Annotated in this window: 22 protein-coding genes; 9 read left to right on the forward strand and 13 right to left on the reverse strand. The window is 41.6% G+C overall.

The annotated features are described in order from the left end of the window. Positions 1 to 118: 118 nt before the first annotated feature. Positions 119 to 1,900 carry a M61 family metallopeptidase gene (locus RMX89_RS25065; RefSeq protein ID WP_322690847.1) on the forward strand — a complete coding sequence of 594 codons (1,782 nt, stop codon included), beginning with the start codon at positions 119 to 121 and terminating at the stop codon, positions 1,898 to 1,900. A 169-nt stretch (positions 1,901 to 2,069) separates the two neighbouring features. Here the strand turns inward: RMX89_RS25065 and pyk are convergent, their stop codons facing one another. Continuing rightward, positions 2,070 to 3,839, reverse strand: coding sequence for a pyruvate kinase (gene pyk, locus RMX89_RS25070; RefSeq protein ID WP_322671537.1), 1,770 nt, complete (start codon positions 3,837 to 3,839; stop codon positions 2,070 to 2,072). 372 nt (positions 3,840 to 4,211) lie between these two features. On the opposite strand from pyk, the gene crtR reads away from it, so the two are divergent. After that, the gene (crtR, locus tag RMX89_RS25075) at positions 4,212 to 5,111 is read left to right on the forward strand and encodes a beta-carotene hydroxylase (RefSeq protein ID WP_322690848.1); all 900 of its coding nucleotides are present in this window, start codon (positions 4,212 to 4,214) and stop codon (positions 5,109 to 5,111) included. Positions 5,112 to 5,253: 142 nt separating this feature from the next. Here crtR and RMX89_RS25080 read toward each other — a convergent pair whose 3' ends face one another. From RMX89_RS25080 to RMX89_RS25120, 9 genes are all read right to left on the reverse strand, one after another. Continuing rightward, the gene (locus tag RMX89_RS25080; protein ID WP_322690849.1) at positions 5,254 to 5,805 is read right to left on the reverse strand and encodes an opioid growth factor receptor-related protein; all 552 of its coding nucleotides are present in this window, start codon (positions 5,803 to 5,805) and stop codon (positions 5,254 to 5,256) included. 231 nt (positions 5,806 to 6,036) lie between these two features. Then, complete coding sequence (locus RMX89_RS25085; RefSeq protein ID WP_322690850.1) at positions 6,037 to 6,282, reverse strand: DUF433 domain-containing protein; 246 nt, start codon at positions 6,280 to 6,282, stop codon at positions 6,037 to 6,039. Positions 6,283 to 6,479: 197 nt separating this feature from the next. Next, entirely contained in the window at positions 6,480 to 6,905 is a 426-nt protein-coding gene (locus RMX89_RS25090; protein WP_322690851.1) for a hypothetical protein, read from the reverse strand. 465 nt (positions 6,906 to 7,370) lie between these two features. Further along, positions 7,371 to 8,864 (reverse strand): catalase, encoded by a 1,494-nt coding sequence (locus RMX89_RS25095; RefSeq protein ID WP_322690852.1) that lies wholly within the window; start codon positions 8,862 to 8,864, stop codon positions 7,371 to 7,373. A 354-nt stretch (positions 8,865 to 9,218) separates the two neighbouring features. Next, positions 9,219 to 10,592 carry an alkaline phosphatase family protein gene (locus tag RMX89_RS25100; protein ID WP_322690853.1) on the reverse strand — a complete coding sequence of 458 codons (1,374 nt, stop codon included), beginning with the start codon at positions 10,590 to 10,592 and terminating at the stop codon, positions 9,219 to 9,221. 121 nt (positions 10,593 to 10,713) lie between these two features. Then, positions 10,714 to 11,940, reverse strand: coding sequence for a metabolite traffic protein EboE (gene eboE, locus RMX89_RS25105; protein ID WP_322690854.1), 1,227 nt, complete (start codon positions 11,938 to 11,940; stop codon positions 10,714 to 10,716). Between the two features lie 142 nt (positions 11,941 to 12,082). Continuing rightward, a complete protein-coding gene (eboC, locus tag RMX89_RS25110; protein ID WP_322690855.1) occupies positions 12,083 to 13,015 on the reverse strand; it encodes a UbiA-like protein EboC in 933 nt (310 codons plus the stop codon). 91 nt (positions 13,016 to 13,106) lie between these two features. Then, entirely contained in the window at positions 13,107 to 14,069 is a 963-nt protein-coding gene (locus RMX89_RS25115) for a TatD family hydrolase (protein WP_322690856.1), read from the reverse strand. Positions 14,070 to 14,194: 125 nt separating this feature from the next. Further along, the gene (locus tag RMX89_RS25120; RefSeq protein ID WP_322690857.1) at positions 14,195 to 15,058 is read right to left on the reverse strand and encodes an EboA family metabolite traffic protein; all 864 of its coding nucleotides are present in this window, start codon (positions 15,056 to 15,058) and stop codon (positions 14,195 to 14,197) included. 473 nt (positions 15,059 to 15,531) lie between these two features. Between RMX89_RS25120 and RMX89_RS25125 the strand changes: the two genes are divergently transcribed. Continuing rightward, complete coding sequence (locus RMX89_RS25125) at positions 15,532 to 16,734, forward strand: 3-dehydroquinate synthase (protein ID WP_322690858.1); 1,203 nt, start codon at positions 15,532 to 15,534, stop codon at positions 16,732 to 16,734. Between the two features lie 131 nt (positions 16,735 to 16,865). Here RMX89_RS25125 and RMX89_RS25130 read toward each other — a convergent pair whose 3' ends face one another. Together RMX89_RS25130 and RMX89_RS25135 are read right to left on the reverse strand one after the other, a co-directional pair. Further along, positions 16,866 to 17,171, reverse strand: a complete 306-nt coding sequence (locus tag RMX89_RS25130) for a HigA family addiction module antitoxin (protein ID WP_322690859.1) — start codon at positions 17,169 to 17,171, stop codon at positions 16,866 to 16,868. A gap of 13 nt (positions 17,172 to 17,184) precedes the next feature. Continuing rightward, positions 17,185 to 17,478, reverse strand: a complete 294-nt coding sequence (locus tag RMX89_RS25135; protein ID WP_322690860.1) for a type II toxin-antitoxin system RelE/ParE family toxin — start codon at positions 17,476 to 17,478, stop codon at positions 17,185 to 17,187. Positions 17,479 to 17,580: 102 nt separating this feature from the next. Between RMX89_RS25135 and RMX89_RS25140 the strand changes: the two genes are divergently transcribed. Both RMX89_RS25140 and RMX89_RS25145 read left to right on the forward strand, forming a co-directional pair. Beyond that, a complete protein-coding gene (locus tag RMX89_RS25140) occupies positions 17,581 to 17,823 on the forward strand; it encodes a type II toxin-antitoxin system Phd/YefM family antitoxin (protein WP_416212007.1) in 243 nt (80 codons plus the stop codon). Continuing rightward, the gene (locus RMX89_RS25145) at positions 17,820 to 18,128 is read left to right on the forward strand and encodes a Txe/YoeB family addiction module toxin (RefSeq protein ID WP_322690862.1); all 309 of its coding nucleotides are present in this window, start codon (positions 17,820 to 17,822) and stop codon (positions 18,126 to 18,128) included. The genes RMX89_RS25140 and RMX89_RS25145 overlap by 4 nt, the downstream gene beginning before the upstream one ends. Before the next feature lies 1 nt (position 18,129). Here the strand turns inward: RMX89_RS25145 and RMX89_RS25150 are convergent, their stop codons facing one another. Further along, positions 18,130 to 18,828: a YdcF family protein gene (locus tag RMX89_RS25150; protein ID WP_322690863.1), complete on the reverse strand. Its 699-nt coding sequence runs from the start codon at positions 18,826 to 18,828 to the stop codon at positions 18,130 to 18,132. Between the two features lie 312 nt (positions 18,829 to 19,140). On the opposite strand from RMX89_RS25150, the gene ctpB reads away from it, so the two are divergent. From ctpB to RMX89_RS25170, 4 genes are all read left to right on the forward strand, one after another. After that, positions 19,141 to 20,481, forward strand: a complete 1,341-nt coding sequence (ctpB, locus tag RMX89_RS25155) for a carboxyl-terminal processing protease CtpB (protein WP_322690864.1) — start codon at positions 19,141 to 19,143, stop codon at positions 20,479 to 20,481. A gap of 148 nt (positions 20,482 to 20,629) precedes the next feature. Beyond that, positions 20,630 to 21,619: a glycosyltransferase gene (locus tag RMX89_RS25160; RefSeq protein WP_322690865.1), complete on the forward strand. Its 990-nt coding sequence runs from the start codon at positions 20,630 to 20,632 to the stop codon at positions 21,617 to 21,619. A 657-nt stretch (positions 21,620 to 22,276) separates the two neighbouring features. After that, a complete protein-coding gene (locus RMX89_RS25165; protein WP_322690866.1) occupies positions 22,277 to 24,163 on the forward strand; it encodes an EAL domain-containing protein in 1,887 nt (628 codons plus the stop codon). A gap of 362 nt (positions 24,164 to 24,525) precedes the next feature. Further along, positions 24,526 to 25,221 (forward strand): response regulator transcription factor, encoded by a 696-nt coding sequence (locus RMX89_RS25170; protein ID WP_322671518.1) that lies wholly within the window; start codon positions 24,526 to 24,528, stop codon positions 25,219 to 25,221. Positions 25,222 to 25,306 lie beyond the last annotated feature (85 nt).

Below are 25,306 nucleotides of genomic sequence, written 5' to 3' on the forward strand. Positions count from 1 at the left end.
AAATTTTGTATAGTATTTATGTACTAAAGACAGCCTTATAACTTTAGTTATGAAAAAGAAATAAAGTGTAATCTTTATTTGAGAGCAAAGCCCATTAACAATTACCTCAGCAAACAAGATGACTGAAGCAACAGCAATTCGTCCCAATACCTACGTCGAGGAAACTGGGCCAACGATTCATTACCTGGTGGCTATGCCTCAACCAGAAACCCATCTGTTTGAGGTGACTTTACACCTTGTCGATTATCCCTTACCGATTCTTGATTTAAAATTGCCCGTTTGGACACCAGGTTCCTATTTAGTCCGAGAATACGCCAAGAATTTACAGGATTTTGAGGCTTTTGCAGAAAATAAGCCTTTAACTTGGCGTAAGCTTGGTAAAAATCATTGGCAGATAGACAAAATAAATGTTTCAGAATTAACTGTACGTTACCGCATTTTTGCGAATGAGCTATCGGTACGAACCAATCACTTAGATACCACTCACGGTTATTTTAACGGTGCGGCACTATTTTTTAGAATACCTGGCTGGGATAAGCAACCTATTCGCGTCACCATCGTACCACCACAGCCAAAATGGCAGGTAACTACTGCCTTACCACCCGTTGCCGAGGAAACAAATACTTTCTTGGCTAGCGATTTTGATACTCTGGTGGATACTCCCTTTGAAATTGGTTCCCACCAATTGTATAAATTTGAGGTATTAGGAAAAACCCACGAATTGGCAATCTGGGGACAAGGTAATTACCAAGTTCAGCAAATGATTGCTGATATCCAAAAAATTATTCAAGTAGAAGCGCAGATGTTCGGCGGTTTACCATATCAACGATATGTGTTTCTGCTACATTTATTTAGCCAAGCTTTTGGCGGTTTGGAGCATAAAAACTCTTGTTCCTTAATTTACCAGCGTTTTGGATTTCGCGCTCAGGAAAAATACGATCGCTTTCTGCAATTAGTTGCACACGAATTTTTTCACTTGTGGAATGTCAAGCGAATTCGCCCAAAAGCATTAGAGGTTTTTGATTACGACCAAGAAAATTACACACCATCATTATGGTTTTGTGAAGGTACTACTAGTTACTATGACTTGTTAATTCCTTTGCGGGCGGGAATTTTTGATGTTCAGTCGTATTTAAATAACTTAGGTAAGGAAATTACCAGATATGAAATGACACCAGGGCGGAAGGTGCAACCCGTTTCCGAGTCGAGTTTTGATGCCTGGATAAAACTTTATCGCCCGGATGCCAATAGCGGTAATTCCCAAATTTCCTACTATTTAAAAGGAGAAATGGTATCGTTATTGCTGGATTTGCTGATTCGCTCTACTCACAACAATCAGCGCTCCCTTGATGACGTGATGCTGAAAATGTGGCAGCAATTTGGGCAAGATGAAATCGGCTATACCCCAGAACAGTTGCAAGAAGTTATCGAATCTGTTGCTGGAATCGATTTGACTGATTTCTTTAAACGCTACATTGATAGTACTGATGATTTGCCTTTCAATCAGTATTTAGAACCCTTTGGCTTGCAGTTGGTAGCGGAACAGCAAGAAGAACCTTACCTGGGCGTGAGAATAAATACAGAAAATGGGCGGGAGATGATTAAGTTTGTGGAAACTGGTTCACCTGCACAAGTAGGGGGAATAGATACAGGTGATGAGTTGTTAGCAATTGATGGGATTAAAATAACAGCAGGTAGCTTAAGCGATCGCCTGAAAGATTATCAACCAAACGATACCATTCAAGTCGCAGTTTTCCACCAAGACGAACTGCGTACCTATTCCATCACCCTGGCGTTACCACATCCGACTCGATATCAAGTAAAACCTGTTGAGTATCCTAACTCCACCCAGCAACAAAACTTTGCTGGATGGCTTGGGGCTGCGATCGCAACTGTTTAATTAAGGGGCATGGGGCATGGGGCATGGGGCATTGGCAGAAGAGGCAGAGGGGAAAAACTTACTGAACTTCTCCTCTGCTCCCCTGCTCCCCTGCTCCCCTGCTCCCCTGCTCCCCTGCTCCCCTGCTCCCCTGCCCCCTGCTCCCCTGCTCCCTGCTTCTTCCCCACTTCTAAGCCGTTCTCACCGCCCCAGAGTAAATCAAACCCCGTTGCAAATCTAGCGTTATAATCGCTCCATCCCGAATCGCCTGTGTTGCCTGCTTCACGCCGACAATGACTGGTACACCGAGACGCAAGCCAATCACTGCTGCGTGACTTGTAAGACTTTCATCTTCAGTAATAATCCCGGCAGCTTTCCGAATTGCCTCAACAAAATCGGCACTAGTGCGGGGTGCAACCAAAATATCTCCGGGATTAAAGTTACTCACATCCATACCAGTACTAGCTACCCGTGCGCGACCACTTACTGAACCTTGTCCTAGTCCAATTCCGTGACCTAGTACTGCCGTTACCACCTCTACCTTAATTAAATCTGTAGAGCCAGAAATCCCCTGGAGTGTACCAGCGGTCATCACTACTAAATCTCCTTGGGACAGTAACTGAAGTTCTTGAGCCACGTTAATCGCAGCTTGAAATGTCTGACCAGTAGAAGGTAATCCTAGCACCAACAGCGGTTTGACTCCCCACACCATCTGTAGCTGCCGCGCCACATTTACATGGGGTGTCACTGCCAAAATTGGTGTGTGAGGACGAAACTTAGAGACATTGCGAGCTGTTGCCCCAGTTTGCGTTAGGGTCATAATTGCTGCTGCACCTAGTTGCTCGGCAATTTGACCAACAGCTTGACTAATCGCATTGGGAATGGAGCGGCGGGAATCTCTCAAAGAACGTAAGTTTAAGTGTTGGGCTTCTTCCTGCTCCATACGTTCGGCAATTCGTGCCATCGTCGCCACTGCTTCTACAGGGAAGCTACCCACAGCGGTTTCATTGGAGAGCATCACCGCGTCTGTGCCGTCTAAAATCGCGTTTGCCACATCCGAAACTTCAGCGCGAGTGGGACGGGGATTGCTCACCATGCTATCTAACATCTGAGTAGCAGTGATGATGGGAATCCCCAAGCGATTTGCTGTCGCAATTAGCCGCTTTTGGAGTACCGGAACATCTTCTGCTGGCAATTCCACCCCTAAGTCGCCTCTGGCAACCATCACGCCATCACACAAAGCCAGAACCGCTTCCATTTGTTCGATGGCTTCATGCTTTTCAATTTTGGCAACCACCGGCACTTGCTTGCCTGTACTAGAAATTAGTTCTTTAATTTCGATCATGTCCTGGGGATTGCGGACAAAGGAAAGTGCCACCCAATCGACACCCTGATCTAGACCAAACATTAGATCCTCTCGGTCTTTGTCGGTCATTGCCTTAATTGACAGGTAAACGCCGGGAAAGTTTACGCCTTTGTTGTTAGAAAGTTTACCAGGCACGGTGACGCGACAATGCAAATCACCTTTGTCCCGATTTATTTCCTCCACCAGCATTTCTACTCGTCCATCGTCAAGGAGAATTTTTGCCCCAACTGGGACTTCTTCAGCTAAATAATCGTAGGTGACGCAACTAATTTCCTGCGTGCCTACAACTGGACGATTTGTCAAGGTGAAGCGATCGCCTTTTGCTAAAACTATAGAGCCGTTATCAAACTTCCCCAAGCGAATTTTTGGGCCCTGCAAGTCTTGGAGAATAGCCACTGGCTGATTTAATTCAAAAGCGGTTTGCCGAATTAAGCGAATACTACGCTGATGGTCGGCATGAGTTCCGTGGGAGAAGTTTAGCCGCAGCGTCGTGGCTCCCGCTTCAATAATCGCCTTGAGTATTTCAGGACTGCTAGTGGCGGGCCCAATAGTAGCGACAATTTTTGTCCGACGCAGAGAATCTCGTAATTGCATAAGGGCTGAAGTTAGGGAGCTATCTGGGAAGTCATCGTAACTTAAGTGGCATCTCCTTTTCAGTCACTGCTATATCAATTAGATATAAGCAGTTAGATGAGGGTTTATGGGAGAGTGGGGGCTGTGGGATAGACTAGATATAGTACATCAATCTTGTATCTATCCTCCCAACGAAGGAGTTTATTGCATCAACTTCTTGCCGATTGTCATACCCCACTTATCAGTAAAGACTAGGCTTCGTCTGGAATCATAGCGTTATTCATCTGCTGATATGCAAAGCTGTCGATAAATCTTGCTATACAAAAGTTTACAAAACTTTATTCGTCCCTAATATTTATCGTATATTCGTAATGTTTGATTAAGAAGGAGACAATGTTGGAGACGATCGCATCGGAGGCAAAAAAGCCACTGACAATCCCGCCAAAGGAATTTTTAGCGCCTCCTGGTGATTTTAATCCCACGCTACTGTTGTTTTTGGTAGCTGTAGCAATGCTGGTGTTATCTAACTTTGGTTACTGGCTTTGGGAATGGCCGCACTGGCTATGCTTTATCGTAAACACTATTGCCTTGCATTGTGCTGGAACCGTAATTCATGATGCCTGTCACCAATCTGCCCATCGCAACCGGGTGATAAATGCGATGTTAGGGCATGGCAGCGCTCTGATGCTAGCTTTTGCTTTTCCTGTGTTTACGCGAGTGCATTTACAGCATCATGGTCATGTCAACCATCCCAAAGACGACCCAGATCATTATGTCTCTACAGGCGGGCCGTTGTGGTTGATTGCAGTGCGCTTTTTGTACCACGAGGTGTTTTTCTTTCAACGGCGATTATGGCGGAAATATGAGCTATTAGAATGGTTCATTAGCCGCTCAATTGTCGGTGTGATTGTTTATATCTCAGTGCAATACCACTTTTTAGGTTACATTTTGAATTTTTGGTTTATACCAGCTTTTGTGGTGGGAATAGCACTAGGATTATTTTTTGATTATTTGCCCCATCGTCCTTTTGCGGAGCGCGATCGCTGGAAAAATGCTCGCGTCTATCCTAACCTGATTCTGAATATCTTGATTATGGGACAGAATTACCACTTAATTCATCATTTGTGGCCTTCTATTCCTTGGTATAATTATCAACCTGCATACTATGTAATGAAGCCACTTTTAGATGAAAAAGGATGTTATCAAACTTCAGGATTGTTGCAGAAAAAGGACTTTTTTGAGTTTGTTTATGACATCTTTTTAGGAATTAGATTTCATCATCAAAAAGAATAGAGTTGTTGCATAAAGCGATCGCTATTGAAATTGATGTATAAGAACTTATCTTTGACAACATCCGCCCCGAAGGAATTTTCAGATTAGACTGGATCGATAACCTATACTGCCCTGCCCAAGATTTAGCTTGCTGGCAGATACTTTAAGATGTCGCATTGGGTTTAACTGCAATTGTCCAATACTGAAATGTTTTACCTCCAATGCGATCGCTATCCTCACGGTAGATTTGCCGCAAGCATTCATAAAACGCTTGGGCTTCATTCTCCAATCCAAATGTTATTAAACACTTTAAAATACGGGTGATGCGAAGATAATTGTGGTTAAAGATATACACCCATTCGCCTTTACGATTCGGATAGTCTTCTGACTGGCTGATAAGTATTTTTCCGTCATTACTCTCGTGGCGTTGCAACCCATAAAACTTAAGCATAACTGTGAAGGAACGCAGCAAATTTTGACGTAGGTGTAGGTTGCTTTGAAATGCTTGAATTACTTCCTCATCAACAATGGGTGCATTAGAATTGAATGCACTTCGCTCAGGCAAAGGGAACAACCACTGAATGTAATCATGGGTACACTCCAATTGTTCAAAATCCCAAGTCCACATCTCTTGAATTGTCCGACCTTCTGAATCGCGTTGCTCGCCTAAGTAGAACGGAACAAGCATTGCAGTGAGTTGTTTTTGATGATTCATTGCAAATTCCCTTTACAACTCAATATCTTGATTTTGAGCGCGATCGCCTTACCAATGACCTTAGAATAAAAATTGTATCTTTTCAGTCATAGACTCAGAAGAAAGGTTTAGCGTTTTTATAGCTTCTTCAATATCTACTCTGAAATCTAAGCGTTGAGCCATAAAATTTACATCGCTCTAATACCAATATAATCAGTGAGTTCACGCCTCAAGGGTCGTGGAACACATTCATCAAGCAGAATTCGCATAGGCAGTCAGCATTTCCTTTGCTAATTCGAGAGCGGCGTAGGCGTAGCCCGTCGTAGACATCGCTTGCTCACGGCTGACACTGGGAAAGCGATCTAAAAACTCATCTAGTGAGTCACCCGCTTCCAGATAATCGACTAAGGTTTTTATCGGCACACGAGTATCAACAAAAACAGGGGTTCCTCCCAATATATCAGAGTCGCTATGAACAACACGCGATGTAGATGTCATATAGTTAGTATGCGTGCGACAGATAACCTTCCGATCCTAGCTTTGATTATCTCGTAAATCTCAGCATATATTCCATATTCTTGAAGCCTTATTTAGCGCAGCTTAATAAATAATTAGTATTACAATTAAACATAGGGTATGACAATGTATTATCAAATAAATATGCCATCGAATCTGTTCGCAGTTGTCAAGATTCTTTAGTACTTCCTAGTATTATTTATTTTTGTCCCAAGAATTGATTGCTCTTTATCTTTTATGAGAAATTTAGAGCTATTAATTCTAATAACCTCATACATTTCTGCCACAAACACTGAACCTAAAGTAGCTACCATATCTGCAATAGAAATCTTAAATACTAATGGAACCTTAAAATTAAAAAATGATTTTGGCATAGTTTTAACATTTAAATACAACTTTTTTTGACTAACGTACCATACTCCAGTAAATTTATTACCTGTTAGAAGTTCTTTAGGTTTAGATAAAAGTAATGTTTGAATCCTGGTTTGCTCATAAGTCATATCATCTTTAAATTCAATAGTTATTTTTTCCGAACCAGTATTAAAACGCCATTTTCCCAAAAGTAAAATTTCTATTTCTAAATCGGAATGTTTACTAATATTCATATCTTACCTATCCACAGAATAATTATTTAATTTTTCTCTCAACTTAGGTGAACAGTTGCGTGTAGCAAAAATGCTTTGATTTCCTACTATCCATATCTTTGGATGGATTTTGTCTAAAAAATTTTTGAATATCATGAATGCAAACTCTTACATTATTAAGATACTCTCACTTGGCAAAGTGCATAAGCATAAACTTTCGTAACGAGCGTCTGTTCATCCTCACGCTACAACTGAACTTCTGCATCCGGGTAGGTGACTTGGAGTGCTTCTACTTGTAAGTATCGCCTAATCCTTCCACGCCTGATTCGTTATTAATGCGTATTTAGATGCATCGCTACACGAATTCGTTTTAGGGCGTTGCATAATTGCGGGATGATTTTACTAGTTTTGTGGGATGGGCCGAAAAGCCCGTCCCTTGTATTTCCGGGCGGGCAGGATGCCCACCCCACAAAATTTTGGATAAGGCTACCAATTACCTACAGGTTGAGCAGTTGGAGAAAACATTGAGGGATCGATTGAAATGCCCAATCCTTCAGCTACACGACGACCATAAGAAATATCTGCCCGGAAGAAGTGGCAAAGTTGGCGCATTTGGATATCTTCCCTTGCTTGAGAGAGACTGCCGACGATATTATGAGCAAGACGCTCTTGCTGCTCAGGAGTTAGTAACCGATACAAATTACCTGCTTGGGTGTAATCGTCGTTTCCTTCACGATGACTGTAACGATCGACTGTGACATCGCCCAAATGGTTAGGTGGCTCTGCATAAGCTGGATTTTCTTTAGGCGTACCCTCAGCACTATTCGGTTCATAGTTAGGAGCGCTACCGTGGTTGTTCCCCGATGCCATAAAGCCATCTCGCTGATAATGCATCACTGGACATTTGGGCTGGTTGACTGGTAGTTGCTGATAGTTACCACCCAAGCGATACCGTTGAGCATCTGGGTAAGAAAAAATTCGAGCTTGAAGCATTTTGTCTGGAGAGAAACTAACGCCAGGAACCACTGCACTAGGGCTAAAAGCGGCTTGCTCTACTTCGGCGAAATAATTCTCAGGGTTACGATTTAGCTCTAATATCCCGACTTCGATTAAAGGATAATCTGAGTGCTTCCAAACTTTGGTCAAGTCAAAAGGATTATCAGGATGTTTGGCCGCTTGCTCCTCGGTCATCACCTGAATACACATCCGCCATTTGGGATAATCTTTGTTAGCGATCGCTTCAAACAGATCGTGAGTTGCATGATCTGGATCTTCACCCTTAATCTTAGCCGATTCTTCCTCTGTCAAGGTTTGATGCCCTTGCAGAGTCTTAAAGTGAAATTTACACCAGACGCGATCGCCCTGAGCATTAATTAAGCTGAAGGTGTGGCTACCAAAACCATCCATGTGTCGATAGGTTTTGGGTATTCCCCGATCTGAAAATAGGATTGTCACTTGGTGAAGCGATTCTGGACTGAGTGACCAAAAATCCCATCTTGCATTATGGTCTTTGCAATTAGTTTGAGGATTGCGCTTTTGGGTATGGATAAAATCAGGAAACTTCAGGGGGTCACGGATGAAGAAAATCGGGGTATTGTTACCTGTGATATCCCAGTTGCCCTCTTCAGTATAAAACTTGATAGCAAAACCTCTAGGGTCGCGCTCGGCATCTGCTGAACCTTTTTCTCCCCCGACTGTAGAAAAGCGCAGGAGAACTTCAGTTTTCTTGCCAATTTCAGAAAAAAGTTTAGCTTTACTGTAGCGGGTGATGTCATTGGTGACAGTAAAAGTACCGAAAGCAGCCGCACCTTTAGCGTGGACAACTCTTTCAGGAATACGTTCTCTGTTGAAATGAGCCAGCTTTTCTAAGAGATGAAAATCCTGGATTAATACAGGCCCACGCGATCCAGCCGTGAGTGAGTTCTGATTATCAGCAACAGGAATACCGTCAGCAGTTGTCAAGTTTTGGGGTTCAGTCATGGTTCAAGAAGCTCTCCATGTAAGTTACTCAGATTGCCCACAGTACATTTTAGTCAGTAGATAGATACCTACTGATAGAACAATCTAATTCAACGTGAGTTCGATGAACCTCTCCCTCCCAGCCTCCCTCTCCGAAACGGAAAGGGAGGAGCAATGAAAAATTCAGCTTTTTGCTCCCCTCTCCGTGTCGGAGAGGGGTTGGGGGAGAGGTCAAATAAGACTTGTCGAACTCAAGTTAATTCATAGTCATAACGAGTTTATATGTAAAGCATACTCGATATGATTATGAATTACAAGAAATCTTTTTGTGTTTTGGTAAGATGTAGAGACGATATATCGCCTCTATACTGCCTTTCAGGTATTTAAATGTTTGAGAATCAACGAGCAAACATCTGTCGCCTCAATTTGATGTTCATTAACTAGGTGAGTTTGATGGGTGATAAATAGAGGCCCTTCAGCAACAGAAGTGGTGATATTACCGTGAGAGCCACGCACCAGCGAAGCATCCAGAGGGATCACATCCATTAAGTAGCGAAAGCCTAGTTGTTTCTTAAATAACTTGAGAGCAATTTTTCCTTGAGGAAATTTTATTTGCGGATCGAGGAAAAGTTCCACAGGATCGTAACCAGGCTTGCGGTGGATATCTACGGTTCTAGCAAAATCAGGCGCTTTGGCATCATCGAGCCAATAATAATAGGTAAACCAAGCGTCAGATTGTGCGATCGCTACCAACTCTCCCGATCTAGGATGATCGAGATGGTACGTTTGTTTACCCTCTTCATCCAATACCTGCGCTACGCCTTCAGTCGCTTCTAGGAGCGATCGCACTTTCGGGATATACGCCGGATCGTTCACATATACATGAGCAACTTGATGATCGGCAACGGCAAAGGCAATGCTAGCCCCAAAATCGAGCAGTTCTCGCCCTAATTCTTCCCGCACAGCAATTAAACCATTTTCCCGTAGTACGCGGTTGATATCCACAGCTTTAGAAACTGGGGTAATGCCATACTCAGAAAGAATAATTACCTGAGTATTGCGTGCTTGATAATATTCAATTAAATCACCACAAACAGCATCAATTTCTCGCAAATCTGCTTTAATCTCTGTTTGATTGTTACCAAATTTTTGCAGACAGTAATCTAAATGTGGTAAATAAACTAGTGATAATGTCGGGCTGTAACGTTCCTCAATCCATTTTGCCGAATTGGCAATCCATTGACTAGAACTAATGGTAGTTTTCGGCCCCCAAAAATCGAACAGAGGGAAGTTTCCTAAATCAGATTGAATTTGCGATCGCACATCACTAGGATGGGTATAAATATCAGGTAATTTTCTCCCATCTGCGGGATACATTGGGCGCGGCGTAATCGCATAATCTGCTGTCGAGTACATGTTGTACCACCAAAAGAGGTTGGCACAAGTGAAATTTGGATCGATTGATTTAGCTATTTCCCAAACTTTAGGAGCTTGTACTAGTTTATTCGATTGCCGCCAAAACTTCACTTCGCATTCATCGCGGAAGTACCAACCATTAGCGACAATTCCATGTTCATCAGGCAACTTTCCTGTTAAATAAGTAGCTTGAACTGAACAAGTTACAGCAGGTAGCACTTTTTTAATGGGAGCCACTTGTCCTTTATTAGCCCAAGAAGATAAAAACGGCGTATTTTCTCCTAGTAAACTGGGCGTTAATCCTACGACATTTAAAACAACTGTTTTCTGCATACATTCAATTCTCTCTTATACCAATTTGAAGAAATAACTAGAGATGCGCTATGGTATATCTCTACAGATTTCAACCAGAAAAACCAGTGAAAATCTTAATTTATTAATTACGAATTACGAATTAAAAATTACGAATTATTTTTAATACCCACTCATATTCACGCTGAATAGAAGTCAGCAAATCTATCTTCATTTCTGATGGCAATACATCCCAAGTGTAAGTCTCAATTTCTAGATGTGAGCAAGCATTATTTGTCTGAAGTAGCTGTAAAACAGTAGCAATATCATCTTGGGTAGATTGCAAAATTTGATAATCATGAATAAAAATTGGGACATGAAAGTGAGTGCGCCATTCTTCAGCTAGAGATTGCTCTAAATTTGGTAATGCAGTTATTAAATCAGGATAGTGGTGGAGTGTACCATCGCTACGACGTTCTATTACCTGGTGAAGATAGGTAGATTCTGCAAAAGGACGTAAGCGTTCAACTATCAAACTACGCTTTTCAACCTCAGCAGGGATTTTTACTTTAATTGCAGCGCTGATTTGAATTTTCCCAATTTTAATTCCTACCGATTGCAAACGTCCAAATACAGAGTTTGGCTGCTCATATTCAACGGAAAAATGGCAGGTGTCATAGCAAATTCGAACGTGTTCTAGCAATTTAGTCTCTGCTAAATCCTGCTCAATATTTAACTTGTCTGATAAATAACTACCACCTATTGGCAATAACCAATTTTGATAGAAGTCAATTACTTCCGAAGTATTTTCAATTAAACCATCAGGCTCAGGTTCTAAATCAATATGAAGGATCTTGCCTGTTTCTTCATGGATGCGAATCATTTCTATAACAACTGATGCTATATTCAAACAACTCTTTTTTATAACTGTCTCAAAAGTTGCTTGGTCTTTTATCCACCAAGGTTTATAGGATAATGGTAGTGTAGAAATTCCGCCATCAAGTCCTTGGGGTAATAGACTAGCTAAAATGTGTGCCAAATTTAATGTATAATTAACCCGTTCTTGTGTAGACCAATCTGGTGCATAAACTTGGTCTTTTACCACCTGTCGATGGAATCCACCATAAGGAAATCCATTTAAGGTGAAAACATATAAATCTTGTTGAGTTAGCCAAGTTTGGAATTGAGCCAAGTTATTATTTTCTAAAAGTTCTTTTGCTGCAACATCTGCTAACCTCAAGCCAATACCAAAAGGTTCTGTAGGCAATAAACGTGATTTGAGTTCGGGAATATACTTCTCTAAATTGGCGAAAACCTCTAGCCAACTTTCACCAGGATGAATATTGCTGCAATAAGTTAAGTGAAAATTATTGTTTTTTGTAATTTTCATTTTCTAGCTCTATCCTTTGTATATCTGTTTTCTTTGGCTTAAACTATTCCACAAAATACTTGCTACATATTCATGGGTAGGGGCGCACATCTATGCGCCCCTACAGCCGATTAATGGTATTACTGGGTGTATACATTCAAATTTAAGTAACAGCAAATACCTTTGCTAATTTCATAGAAAATGGTAGCAAAATTAGAACAAATAAACCGTAATACAAACCAGCAAAACCAGATGCAACGGTTGCATCTAAGACTATTAGAGATAAAACGCCTATTCTCACAGCATTTCTGATATTTTCAGCTATCGGTTCGCGCGCTGCTTTGATAAAGTTAGGCAAGATTCTGATAGCTAAGAAAATAGCGAATGGTAGGGCTGCGATCGCTCTATACTCTTCTAATAATCCTAAAGCTAAAACTGCTGTCAAAACTATTGCAATTAGAAGTAGCGCGAGTACTCCCGTAATCTTCTTTCCTCCGTGAACTTCACCCTGACTAATTGCCGTGATAGCAGCAATATAAAGAACAGGAATCAGCGCTAAATACCAACGTTCTCCGATTATTTCTGGTACAGCACTTACGCCTAATAATAAGTTACTGCCACGACACAAACCCATATTTAAAGGGCCGAAAAAAGGATGATGTTTGGCGAGTGAGTTATAAAGGAGGCATGAAAGAGTAATAAATGTTGCGATCGCAGCACTCAACAACGATACTTGAAAAGCAGCTATAATCCCAATCGCAAACAGTATACTTCCCAATAAAGTAGCATTTTGACGAGATACGCGACCACTAGGAATTGCTCTATTTGGTCGTTCTTTGGCATCTAATTCGGCATCGAAAACATCATTAAAAACTATACCGCCACCGTATAAGCCAGTTGTAGCTAATAACAACCAAGCTAATGGAATTAGTATGGAAAAACTTGCTTCTCCATTTATTAATTGAACAAAAATAATCCCATAACCAGAAGCAGCAAAACCAAGAAGAATATCCGCCCAAGCAGTAACAATATTAGCAGGACGCATCAATTCCAGATAACCCCGCCAGCTTTGAAAATTTAAGCTTGCAACATTCACTTATCTGCCTCCGTGCCTAGTAATTTTTCAAAATAAACTGCATATTAAGATGAAAATATCTCTTGCAATGCCCAATCCCCCTCACAATTTTCTATTCAATCAATACAAAATCTGAAACTGATTTGATTCCTGGTTCTTGTCCCCGTAGCACAGAATTACCACTGAACATTTGACGTTGATCGATAGATTGAGGATTGAGCCAATCTGAAGCTTTCATCTGCCCAGTTTGACTGTAAGCAGCTAGGGCATTTTCATAACAAACTGCTCGCACATGTTCTTCAGGAATGCCCCTATCTAACATCAACTGAGCCGTTTTTGGGACTGCTAAAGGATCGCTAATACCCCAATCAGCACTACTATCTACAATGATGCGATCGCATCCATATTTGCGGACAACTTCTACCATTCGGGCGTTACCCATCTTCGTCTGTGGGTAAATCGTGAAAGCCGCCCAAAAGCCCCGTCCTAATACTTCTTCAACGGTTTCTTCGTTGTTGTGATCGATAACTACTTGTGAAGGATCTAAGCCATATTCAATACAACGATCCATACTCCGACTAGCACCCGCCTTCTTGTTACGGTGAGGAGTATGAATTAATACCAAACTATCGAGTTCTTTGGCTAATTCTAACTGTTGACAAAAGTACTTATCTTCTGCTTCTGTCATATCGTCATAGCCAATTTCACCAATAGCAACAACTCCTTCTTTACAGGCGTAAAGTGGTAGCAGTTCCATAACTTCAGTTGCTAGCGCCTCATTGTTTGCTTCTTTCGGATTTAGGCCGATTGTGCAGTAGTGTTGGATGCCAAACTGACTAGCACGAAACCGTTCCCAACCTACAAGACTACTGAAATAGTCTTTAAATGAGCCAGCGTTAGTTCGGGGTTGTCCTAACCAAAAGGCTGGTTCAATAACGGCAACAATTCCATATTCCCGCATTACTAAGTAATCGTAAGTAGTACGGGAACACATGTGAATGTGAGGATCGATAAACATCATAGTTTTAATGATTGGGGATTGGGGATTGGGGATTGGGGATTGGGAATTGGGCATTGGGCATTGGGCATTGGGAAAGACGAGGCAGGAGGCAGAAGTTCTACAATGTTTGAATTTTGAATTTTGAATTTTGAATTGATTTCTCCCCTGCTCCCTTGCTTCTTCCCCAGTCCCCACTCCCTTCATTTGCGGCTAAAACTGCTCCAAGTCAGATTACCTTGTTGAATGGATGACTGTAAATCTGGGTAATGAGAAAGTAATGCTTGCGCTTGCGGTAAAGGAGACTCAGCACAAGCTAAGGCTGCTGCTTCTTGCTCGTGTATATCCCCATTAGCTAGTACTTTTTCCAAATCTGTGATGATGGCGCTATCGGCAAACCGTCCTACAGGTCGCCAAAGTTCTGGCGTAACTGTGCGTTTAGCTGCCCAACGTTCATGGGCATAGTCTGCCAACATCCTCGCCAATTCTGGATTAGCACGCCGATCTAGACCCCAAATTAGATGCAACGGACTGCCGACAAACACAGCCTTCAGTACCATCTGATTCCAAGCAGCATTATCTAAGTAATTTGCTGGATAAGGGTTACGCAGTGCTATAGCTTGAAATACATTACTCATATTGCTGCGAATTCCCTCAGCAGTACGATGGCGATGTAACTCTGGATGTGGTAGTAGCGGCAAACTTTGATAAAGGGCAACTAACTCCCCCATATCGGCAGTGGAGAAGACTCGATCGAGCGATCGCACATAGACCTCAGCATCATCGTGGGGCAAAGCTAAAAGCAAAAGTGTGCGACCCGCTTGATCTACACTCCAATTACCAGGATACCAGCCGGGAATCAGATCCTCTGCTGCTTCCAAGTCCTGGAATGTTAGCTGCAAATCCTGTTTATCTAGATAACGCGGCACAGCACTAAAAGCTGTAAAAAACACTCGTTCAGCAGTGCCGCTAGCAATCTGTGCTTGCTTCTGTTCCAACCAAGTAAAAGCTTTCTCTGAAACAGACTTTAACAGCCAATGATGCAGTAATTTGTTTACTTTACTCATGATAAATTCAGGATAAGTTGCCCAACTTATTTGTGACAACCAAGTATAAAATATAGCACTAAACTTGATATTTTGGGTTTAAAGCAGTTAGATAATATCTTACTGGGATCGTAACTTCACTGAATCTATAAAAATCTCCTGACTTTAAAGAAGATACTGTAAAGATACCATTTTGATTAGATAAATCCTCAATTTATCTTACGGAAAAAAATTAGAATTTTATGTAATAATGATCTCCATTACTAACCTCATATATAAAGGATAGGCATTAATATAAATTGTAAATTCATGTTATTTTAAACTTTATCTGTTAGGTGAAATTCTTCAAAAGTATGATTAATTTAGTAAATAGATTCGTTTAGTAGTTCATTTAAATTTTGAATTATTTGATGGGTTTATTCTGTTTATATTGCTGTTAATTTAATTGCGATAGTGTATATATTTACAATTACTTAGAAAGTAATAATATTCAAATGGCTATTCAACAAAAAAACGCTCTTAATCTACAACCAATTAACCAATGTGTTCGTGTTAGCTTCAATTATGATGTTCACTTCACTAGAGGTCTGTTTCACTTAGATAATCCTTTACTTGCACAAGCGATCGCCGCAGATGGGGAGACAACCCCAAAACAAGTACTAGCAGTGGTAGATGGAGGATTTTTACAGTATCAAGATGGGCTGTTAAAAAAATTATCAGCCTATGCCCAATGCTATGAAGATGTATTCACACTGAGCGGTGAGCCGATAGTAGTTCCAGGTGGAGAAGCAGTCAAAAACGATTCTAGATTTATAGAGCAAATTCATCAGCAGATCAATGCAGCTGGATTATGCCGTCACTCCTACGTTTTAGCAATTGGAGGTGGAGCTGTCCTAGACATGGCAGGATACGCAGCAACAACAGCTCACCGAGGAATTCGGCTACTACGAGTACCGACAACAGTATTAGGGCAAAATGATTCGGGTGTAGGAGTAAAAAACGGAATCAATGCCTTCGGTAAGAAAAACTTTTTGGGTACATTCATGCCACCTTATGCTGTCTTGAATGACTTTGATTTTCTTACTAGCCTCGACGATCGAGATTGGCGATCGGGTATTGCAGAAGCGGTAAAAGTAGCGTTGATTAAAGATGCAGATTTCTTCGATTTCATTATGACTAATGCCGATAAATTGGCTAATCGAGACATGGACATAATGGAAAGACTGATCTATCGCTGTTCTCAGTTGCACTTAGAGCATATTGCTGGTAGTGGCGATCCCTTTGAAATGGGTTCATCGCGTCCTTTAGACTTTGGACACTGGGCTGCTCACAAACTGGAGCATTTAACTAATTACAGCTTACGTCACGGTGAAGCTGTTGCGATCGGCATCGCTTTAGATACAACCTATTCATATTTAACAGGGCAACTCTTGCAATCAGAGTGGCAAAGGGTTCTAACTACACTCAAAAAATTAGGCTTTACTTTGTACATATCGGCATTGACAGAGCAATTAGATCGACTAGACCATCCGCATTGTCTATTTAGGGGGCTTACGGAATTCCGCGAACATTTGGGAGGAAAATTGACAATTACCCTTCTACAAGGAATCGGAGAGGGAATAGAAGTTAACCAGGTAGATTTGTCTTTGTATAGAGATGCTATTTTGATGCTGCAAGATTGGGAACTTTTGCATTGATTCTCCATTGGATGCAATCAGCAGAAGCGATGTTTAATAACAAGCTCAGAGGTGGAGAGTAAGATTTTCTTCACCTTTGCCTAATTGTGATTATTTTATGCAAATATACTGCTTAATTTTTCAAGCGATCGCTACTTCGTGGTTCCAAATTGCAAAATACTTTTTAGTTCCTCTTCTTCTTCCTTGAGAACGTGGTAAAGTTCCCAATTTTGTTGGAGGTTTAACCAAAACTCTGAGCTATTTCCGAAAAATTTTGATAACCTTACTGCCGTACTAGGTGTAATACCTCGCTTTTGATTTACAAGCTCATTTATTCGCTGATAAGGAACGTGAAGTGCATCTGCAAGTTCTCTTTGGGTGATTCCCATTGGGTCTAGAAAATCTTTAAGTAATATTTCACCTGGATGTGATGGAGGTCTATACTTTGGAACTCTCATCTGTTGTTACCTCCTAATGGTAATCGACTATTTCAACTTCTGATGCACCCTGGAGTGTCCATATAAAGCAAATTCGATATTGGTCATTAATCCGAATGCTATGCTGACCTTTACGCTCACCTTTTAGTATCTCTAACCTGTTACCTGGTGGAACTTTCATGTCATCTAGAGATAACGCTGCATTGATTTGATCTAATTTTCTCCGTGCAACTTCCCAACAGTATATAGGACATTGCTTTCGAGCTTCCTTTGAGTCATTGCCATCAAAAATATCTTCGGTTCCTCGATCCTTAAATGATATTATCATAATTAGCATGATGACACGGTTATCATGCTATCAAAAAAACAAAGTGATTTTTTGTAGGATGAGTAAACTAAATTAAAGTTATCGTGAGTTAAAAAAGTTATGATGTCTTCGCTTCCTGTCAACGACGCTCAAAATAATTTGCAAGAGATCATCGACCAAGTTGCAGAGCAGGGTAAACCTGTGATCATTCGAGGCGATCGTGGTAATGCAATTCTGCTAGCGGAAAAAGATTGGTCTGCAATTCAAGAGACTCTTTACTTATTATCTGTCCCTGGAATGCAAGAATCTATAAAAGAAGGACTAGCAACCCCGATCCAAGAATGTGATGAGGAGTTAGATTGGTGAGTCAGCAAGCTTCTGAGGAGCCACTTGCAAACCCCGAAGGAGCGAGTTGGAGGTTGATTTACACAAAACAAGCGCAAAAAGACGCGAAGAAATTAGCTTCTAATAACTTAAAGGAAAAGGCCGAGGAATTACTCGCAGTCCTTAAAGAAAATCCTTTTCAAAATCCTCCACCTTATGAAAAGCTGGTTGGTAACTTATCAGGTGCTTATTCTCGTAGGATAAATATACAGCATCGATTGGTATATGAGGTCATTGAATCCGAGCAAGTAGTCAAGATAATTCGGATGTGGACGCATTACGAGTAAGTTATCTCCTCAGCCCCCCTTGGTGTTCGCAATGAAAACCTCGATGTTCCCAAGCTTGCATATCCACATCAGTAAGTTTTGTCACATTTGAGCATTGTGGTTGAATAATTTGACTTAAAATCGCCCAAAATAAGCTGCGCGTTACATCTAATCCAGTTTTTGTCCAAGATTCCCGATTACCAGGAATACCCGACTCCTGAACAATTTCTGGCTCAACCCAAATACCATGAGCGCCAAAAAGAACCTGTGCCATCCATTTAGCTCTGGGTAAATGACTTGGCGAGGTAATCAACATGACTTTATGCACTCCCCAACGGCGCAGAATTGGAATACCATAATAAAAATTTTCAAAGGTAGAATTCGCGCATTTTTCTAACCAAACGTTTTGTAACTCTGCTAATTCTGCCTCAAAAATTAACCGTATACAGGGATCTGGGGAACCATGAGAAATTAAAATTGGGGTTTGCGGGTATTGTTTTGCTAGTTGGGCAACATAAGTTTCTCGACGAATACTGCCACCAAGCACAAAGAACGCATCTACTGGCTGCGAAGACGCAAAAACTAAGGTTATAGTAGTAAAAATCAGCCAAACACCCAGGACAACATACAATCCACCACTGAGTTTTTGTAACAATTGCCACAGATTAGCAGATTTTTTTTTAATAGAAATTAATGATTTGTTGGTAAATTTGCGTTTCATGACTTAAGTAAGAAAAACTGATTTTATTGCTGTATAACAGTACTGCAATTCAGTGAGCAAAGTGCTATCTTATAAAAGTAATCTAGAATGCAAAGATGACGCTAATTAAAGTGTCACACGCTCAGTATAGCCTTCCGGAGTAGACTAACAAACTGAGAAATGATTGTTAATAACTAATGCGGCATTTTTGGCATCATTTAAGGATAAAAATGATGAAGGAACATAGTTGATTCTGGGGTATAAAAACTTAAAAATTTCTGGAAAGCCTGATTGCTAAACTGTCAACAACACAATTATTCCAGCTAAGTATACATGAACCAATCTGCGAAAAGTTACTCACCGCTCCAAGTAGCCTTGATTGGTGGAGCGATCGCCACAACTGCTACCATGTCTGTATTCGGCCCCGCTTGGACTCGTGGTGTCCGTGCTGCTCTAGCCCTCCAAGACAGCCCAAAAGTGATAGTTGACCAAGTTTGGCAACTGGTAAATCATGAATATGTTGATGGCAAATTTAATCAACAAGATTGGCAAGCAACCAGGCAAAGCTTGTTGAGCAAAGACTACTCTTCTAAGGAAGAAGCATACACTGCCATCCGCGAAGCTTTACAAAAGTTAGGAGATCCTTACACTCGGTTCATGGACCCCCAACAATTTGAAGCTCTAACTAGCCAAACATCTGGGGAAGTCTCTGGTATCGGCATTCGGATGGAAGTGAACGAAAAAACTCAGCAGCTCACCGTTGTCGAAGCCATAGAAAACTCTCCGGCGCTGAAAGCTGGAATCAAAGCAGGCGATCAAATTTTGGCAATTGACGGCAAATCCACTCTCAAAATGAAAGTGGATGATGCTTCTAAGCTCATCCGTGGCAAAGCGGGTACTCCGATTAAGCTAAGATTAGGACGCACAGGCCAAAATGCCTTTGATTTGAAGCTGACAAGGGCAAGTATTGAAGTCCCAACGGTACGCTATACCCTCAGACAAGAAGGGAATCGCCGCGTTGGCTATATCCGTTTGCGGGAATTTAGCGCCCACGCCGCAGACCAAATGCAACGAGCCATCCGCGATTTGAACACTAAGAAAGTTGATTCTTATGTCTTGGATTTGCGGGGGAATCCTGGCGGTTTGTTGCAGGCAAGCATTGAAATTGCTCGGATGTGGTATGACAACGGCGGAATTGTCAAGACAATAGACCGTGTAGGCAGCAGCGAAGAAACTAAAGCCAATCGCACTGCTTTGACAAATCGTCCTTTGGCAGTCTTAGTGGATGGCAATTCAGCTAGTGCTAGTGAAATCCTTACAGGGGCACTCAAGGATAATAAACGGGCGGTAGTCGTGGGGGGTCAAACCTTTGGCAAAGCCTTAGTCCAGTCAGTTCATGAACTCGCAGATGGTTCCGGCTTGGCTGTCACCATTGCCCATTACTACACCCCAGCAGGAACGGATATTAACCACAAAGGAATTACACCTGATATCAAGCTAGACTTGACAGAGGCACAAGAGCGTCAATTGGCTTCTAATCCCAATTTAATTGGAACTAAGAGCGATCCCCAATATGCTCGAGCGATCGCAATTCTATCAAATAATAACTTTGCCCAGCCACCAGCAAATCAACCGACTCGACCCATGAGCCGCGCCGATAACCTGAAATTTTAAATTGACGCGAATGATTTGTTACCAGGTGTTTATATAGTAGTATTCCCAAATCCAGATTTTTGGAGTTATGAAAACTGCTTGATATGCCGTTCCAGGATTTTGATTTGGGAATACTAACTACTAATCCCATCTCCAAAATCTCAGATTTATGAATCATCAACCAGTTGATGCAACCACCGCCACCAGCATTTTACCAATGGTGTCGGTGGTTGTTCCTATTTATAACGGTGAGGCAGATTTACCAGAGTTAATCAATTGTCTGTTGTCTCAAACTTACCCAAAAGACCGGGTAGAATACTTGTTGGTGGACAACAACAGTAGCGATCGCACTCTCACCATCCTGAAAACATCTGCCGAAAATTCCCCAATTACAATTCGCCCCTTAAGCGAAACCCAAATTCAAAGCTCTTACGCTGCTCGTAATACCGGGATTCGCGCCGCTACGGGTGAAATTATGGTTTTTACCGATGCAGATTGTCGCCCACAACCGCAATGGTTAGACACACTAATTCAGCCTTTTGTTAACGCAGAAGTAGTAATTGTTGCTGGTGAAATTTTGGCACTACCAGGCACAACTTTGTTAGAACAACACGCAGACCGTCAAGAAACTTTATCGCAAAAACATACCCTTAACCATTCCTTTCGTCCCTATGGTCAAACAGCTAATTTGGCGATTCGACGCATTGCTTTTGAAAAAGTGGGTTTATTTCGTCCCTATCTAACTACTGGTGGTGATGCTGATATTTGTTGGCGGATTTTGGCAGAAAACATCGGGCGTTTAGAATTTGCTCCAAGTGCGATCGTTCAGCACCGCCACCGCGCTACACTTCAAGAACTGCAAAGTCAATGGCGGCGTTATGGACGTTCAAATCGCTATCTGCACGAACTGTACGGTGTAGATTTAATGCGAGAGATGACACCCAGAGAATACGGCTATCGCTTGGCACGTTGGTTATTGAAGGAAGTACCAAGAGATATTAAAAAGGCTTTGGCGAAGCCCGTCGCAGGCATCGCTAGTCAAGCCAGCCTTGTAGATTTATTAAATACCCCCATTGGTTTATTCACAGCTAGGGCGCGTACTGCTGGACAAAGAGAGGCCAAGCTACCAGAGAATGCCAAGATAATTGCTCGACTGTAATTAAGAAAAAAGGTGTTGCTGATTTAGATGTGTAAATTTTGGTATAAAGACGTTGCAATTGCTAGTCTCTACAAAGGTTTTGAAATTACGCAAAATCATTTTCATAGCTGAATTTAGTAACACCTGAGCAAAAACGTTCTTGTCAGTCTAGAAGCATTGGCTGAGAACCTTATGCTTTCTTTAGCTCACAAAAGCGAATGTATCTTAAGAAGTATTTTCAAAAGTAGGTAAAGCAAATATGCTGTTATTAATCTTTGAACTTTAGTACCTTGTATTTAATAAAATAAAAATTTCACTAGGTAGGGCTGGTTGGCACTAAATAAGGGTAAAAGTTGATTGAGGCTGCACAAATTTGATTGCTTCGTGATTATTGAAAGATAAATTAGTAAATCAAAAAACCAACTTCTTTAATATTTATTTATAGAGTGTCCGCTCTTTCAAGTAACCTTCTCTCCTTGCCTGCTCAATAGCGTCTGAAGTCTTGAAGAAAGCATGGAGTTTGCTTTCACTGCTTTCTTCATTCACACTTACGCTTTATAGTTTTGTGAGTTGAGCAACATGAAAGTAGATGGATTTAATCAACAGATAGATAAATTGTGCTCACAGATACAGGAACTATTAAAATGCTATGGATCTAAGCTGAACTCACAACCGGAGATGATAACAGAAGCTTTCGAGGAACTTAACACCGCAATGGAAGAACTATTGACAGCTTCCGAGGAGTTAAAGGTAACACGAGCGGCAGTAGAGAAAGAGCGCCAGCGTTACCAAGATTTGTTCGAGTTTGTTCCAGATGGTTACTTGGTAACTGATACTCACGGAATAATCCAAGAGGCTAACCACATAGCAGCAACTTTGCTCGGTGTCCAACAAAAATATTTAGTAGGTAAACCATTAATTCTTTTTATTGCTCAACAAGACCGCCAGTGCTTTAACTATCAAATAAACAATTTGCAAGAGATACTGAACTGGGAAATTCACTTACAGCCACGGAAAGGAAAGCCTTTCCCTGCTAATGTGAAAGCGTCTGTAGTATACGATCTTGAGTTTAATTACCTTGGGTGGCGTTGGCTGTTGTGCAACATCAGTGAACGCAAACAAGCTGAAGAAATGTTGTACCGAGCTTACAGTGAGTTAGAAATACGGGTGGCGGAACGAACAGCGGAACTGGTAAAAGCAAATCAGAAATTGCTAAATGAAATTACAGAACGTAAAAGAGTCGAGTCACAACTACTGCACCTTGCTTTTCACGATACACTGACGGGTCTGGCAAACCGCGTTGCATTTATGAACCGCCTAAAACATGCGATAAATTATTCAAAACGGCATTCAGATTATCTATATGCTGTACTATTTATCGACCTAGATCGGTTTAAGGTGATCAATGACAGCCTTGGACACCTAAATGGAGACCAATTGCTGCTTGCTGTTGCAAGTAGACTACAAATATGTGTACGCTCCATAGATACAGCAGCACGGCTTGGGGGAGACGAATTTACAATCCTGCTTGAAGGAATCCAGGATATGTCAGATGCTATCAAAGTCGCTGAACGGATTCAGAAGGAACTGGCATTACCCTTTGAACTTGACGGACAAGAAGTCTTCATCACGGCAAGTATTGGCATCGCGTTGAGTTCGACAGTAGACTATCAACACCCAGAAGAACTGTTGAGGGATGCAGATACAGCAATGTATCGAGCCAAGATGGTAGGCAGAGCGCGTTATGAGCTATTCAACTCAGATATGTATGCTGATGCTCTAGCGAGATTGCAGTTAGAGACTGATTTGCGGCGAGCAATTGAACGCGAAGAATTTCGGGTTTATTATCAACCGATTGTTTCGCTCGCTAATGGCTCTATTTTAGGTTTTGAGGCTCTATTGCGCTGGCAGCACCCAGAGCGTGGTCTACTGAATCCAGCAGATTTTATTTCCCTAGCAGAGGAAACTGGACTAATTTTCTCCATTGGCAAATGGGCTTTGCATGAAGCTTGCCGCCAGATGCAAGTTTGGCGGGAATGTCATCGTTCTAAATTACTAAAGAAAATTAGTGTTAATCTCTCCGTCAAGCAATTTTCTCAGCCGGACTTGATAGAGCAGATTGGGCAAATTTTGCACTCAACTGGCCTGGATGCTGGTACTCTAATCCTAGAGATTACTGAAAAGGCAATTGTGGAAAATGGCGATAAGGTAACTGCCGCAATTTTACAACTTCGAGAGATGGGCATTGAGTTATCAATTGATGACTTTGGTACAGGCTACTCTTCATTAGGTGGTCTTTATAACTTTCCGATTAGTGTGTTGAAAATTGACCGTTCTTTCATCAGCATGATGGGCACTAATAGTAAGAATTTAGAAATTATTGAGATAATTGTCACTTTGGCACACAAGCTAGGTGTGGATGTGCTTGCCGAAGGGGTAGAGACAAAAGAGCAACTATTAGTTCTAAGAAAGTTAAACTGTCAATATGTCCAAGGACATTTTTTCTCAGTTCCGTTAAATAGCTCGGCAGCAGAAGCATTAATTATGGAAAATCCTCAATGGTAAGGGTTATTAAAAAATTCGTAATTGATAAGAACGCTTTTTTTATTCTCATAGCAATCATGAATCATAGCTACTAGAGACTGCCTTACTACATGGTGGCTTAGTTTGATTCAAGACGAGCCAACTTTCCTTAGCGGTAGCCAACATGAAACCATCAACTGTTGGGATCTTGCTATAGGGGAATGTTGAAAAACTTTGCGGACACCCCGTCCTTATGAAGGCACAATCGTTAATGCAGCAGCAGAGTTGATGGAGGCACAGCTGTGAACTTTAAAAGCTTTTGAGGCGGTAGAGGTGACTTCAAGTTGCTCAATGCTTACCAACTTTCGCTAAATTGGAAAAAGGAAAACTCAAGGGAATTTTAAATGTCAGCACAATTGTTACTGGTGGATGATGAACCAGGGATACGGGAAGCCGTGAAAGACTATTTGCAAGAGAGCGGTTTCAGCGTTCAAGTCGCCAGTAACGCCCTTGAAGGTTGGGAATGGATGCAGCTGAATACACCTGATTTAGTGATTTCTGATGTGATGATGCCTCAAGTAGATGGCTATCAATTCCTGAAGCAACTACGGGAAGACCCCCGTTTCCAAGCACTCCCAGTAGTATTTTTAACTGCTAAAGGTATGACAGGCGATCGCATTCAAGGCTATCACGCTGGTGTTGATGCCTATCTACCCAAACCCTTTGATCCAGACGAGTTAGTGGCTATAGTCGAAAATTTGCTAGCCCGTCGCGCCGCTAAGGCTGCGAGTACGGGAGATGATGCTGAAACCCCCGATCTTGCTGAACTAGCCAATCAGATTTCCCAAATTAAAGCATTGTTAACTCAAAGAAATGCTATTTCCCAATCGCCAGCCCCTTTTAAAATTGATTTGACTCCCAGAGAACAAAGTGTTTTAAATTTGGTCGCAGAAGGGTTAATGAACAAAGAAATCGCCCGTCGCTTAGAAACCAGCGTCCGCAATGTAGAAAAATACGTCAGCCGTTTATTTAGTAAAACCGGTACCAATAGCCGTACAGAGTTAGTTCGCTTTGCTCTAGAACACGGTCTTGCTAAATAGGGATTGGGCATGGGGCATTGGGCATGGGGCATGGGGCATTGGGCATTGGGCATTGGGCATTGGGCATTGGGCATTGGGCATTGGG

The sequence above is a fragment of the Nostoc sp. DedSLP04 genome, from assembly GCF_034530775.1.
Lineage (GTDB): Bacteria > Cyanobacteriota > Cyanobacteriia > Cyanobacteriales > Nostocaceae > Nostoc.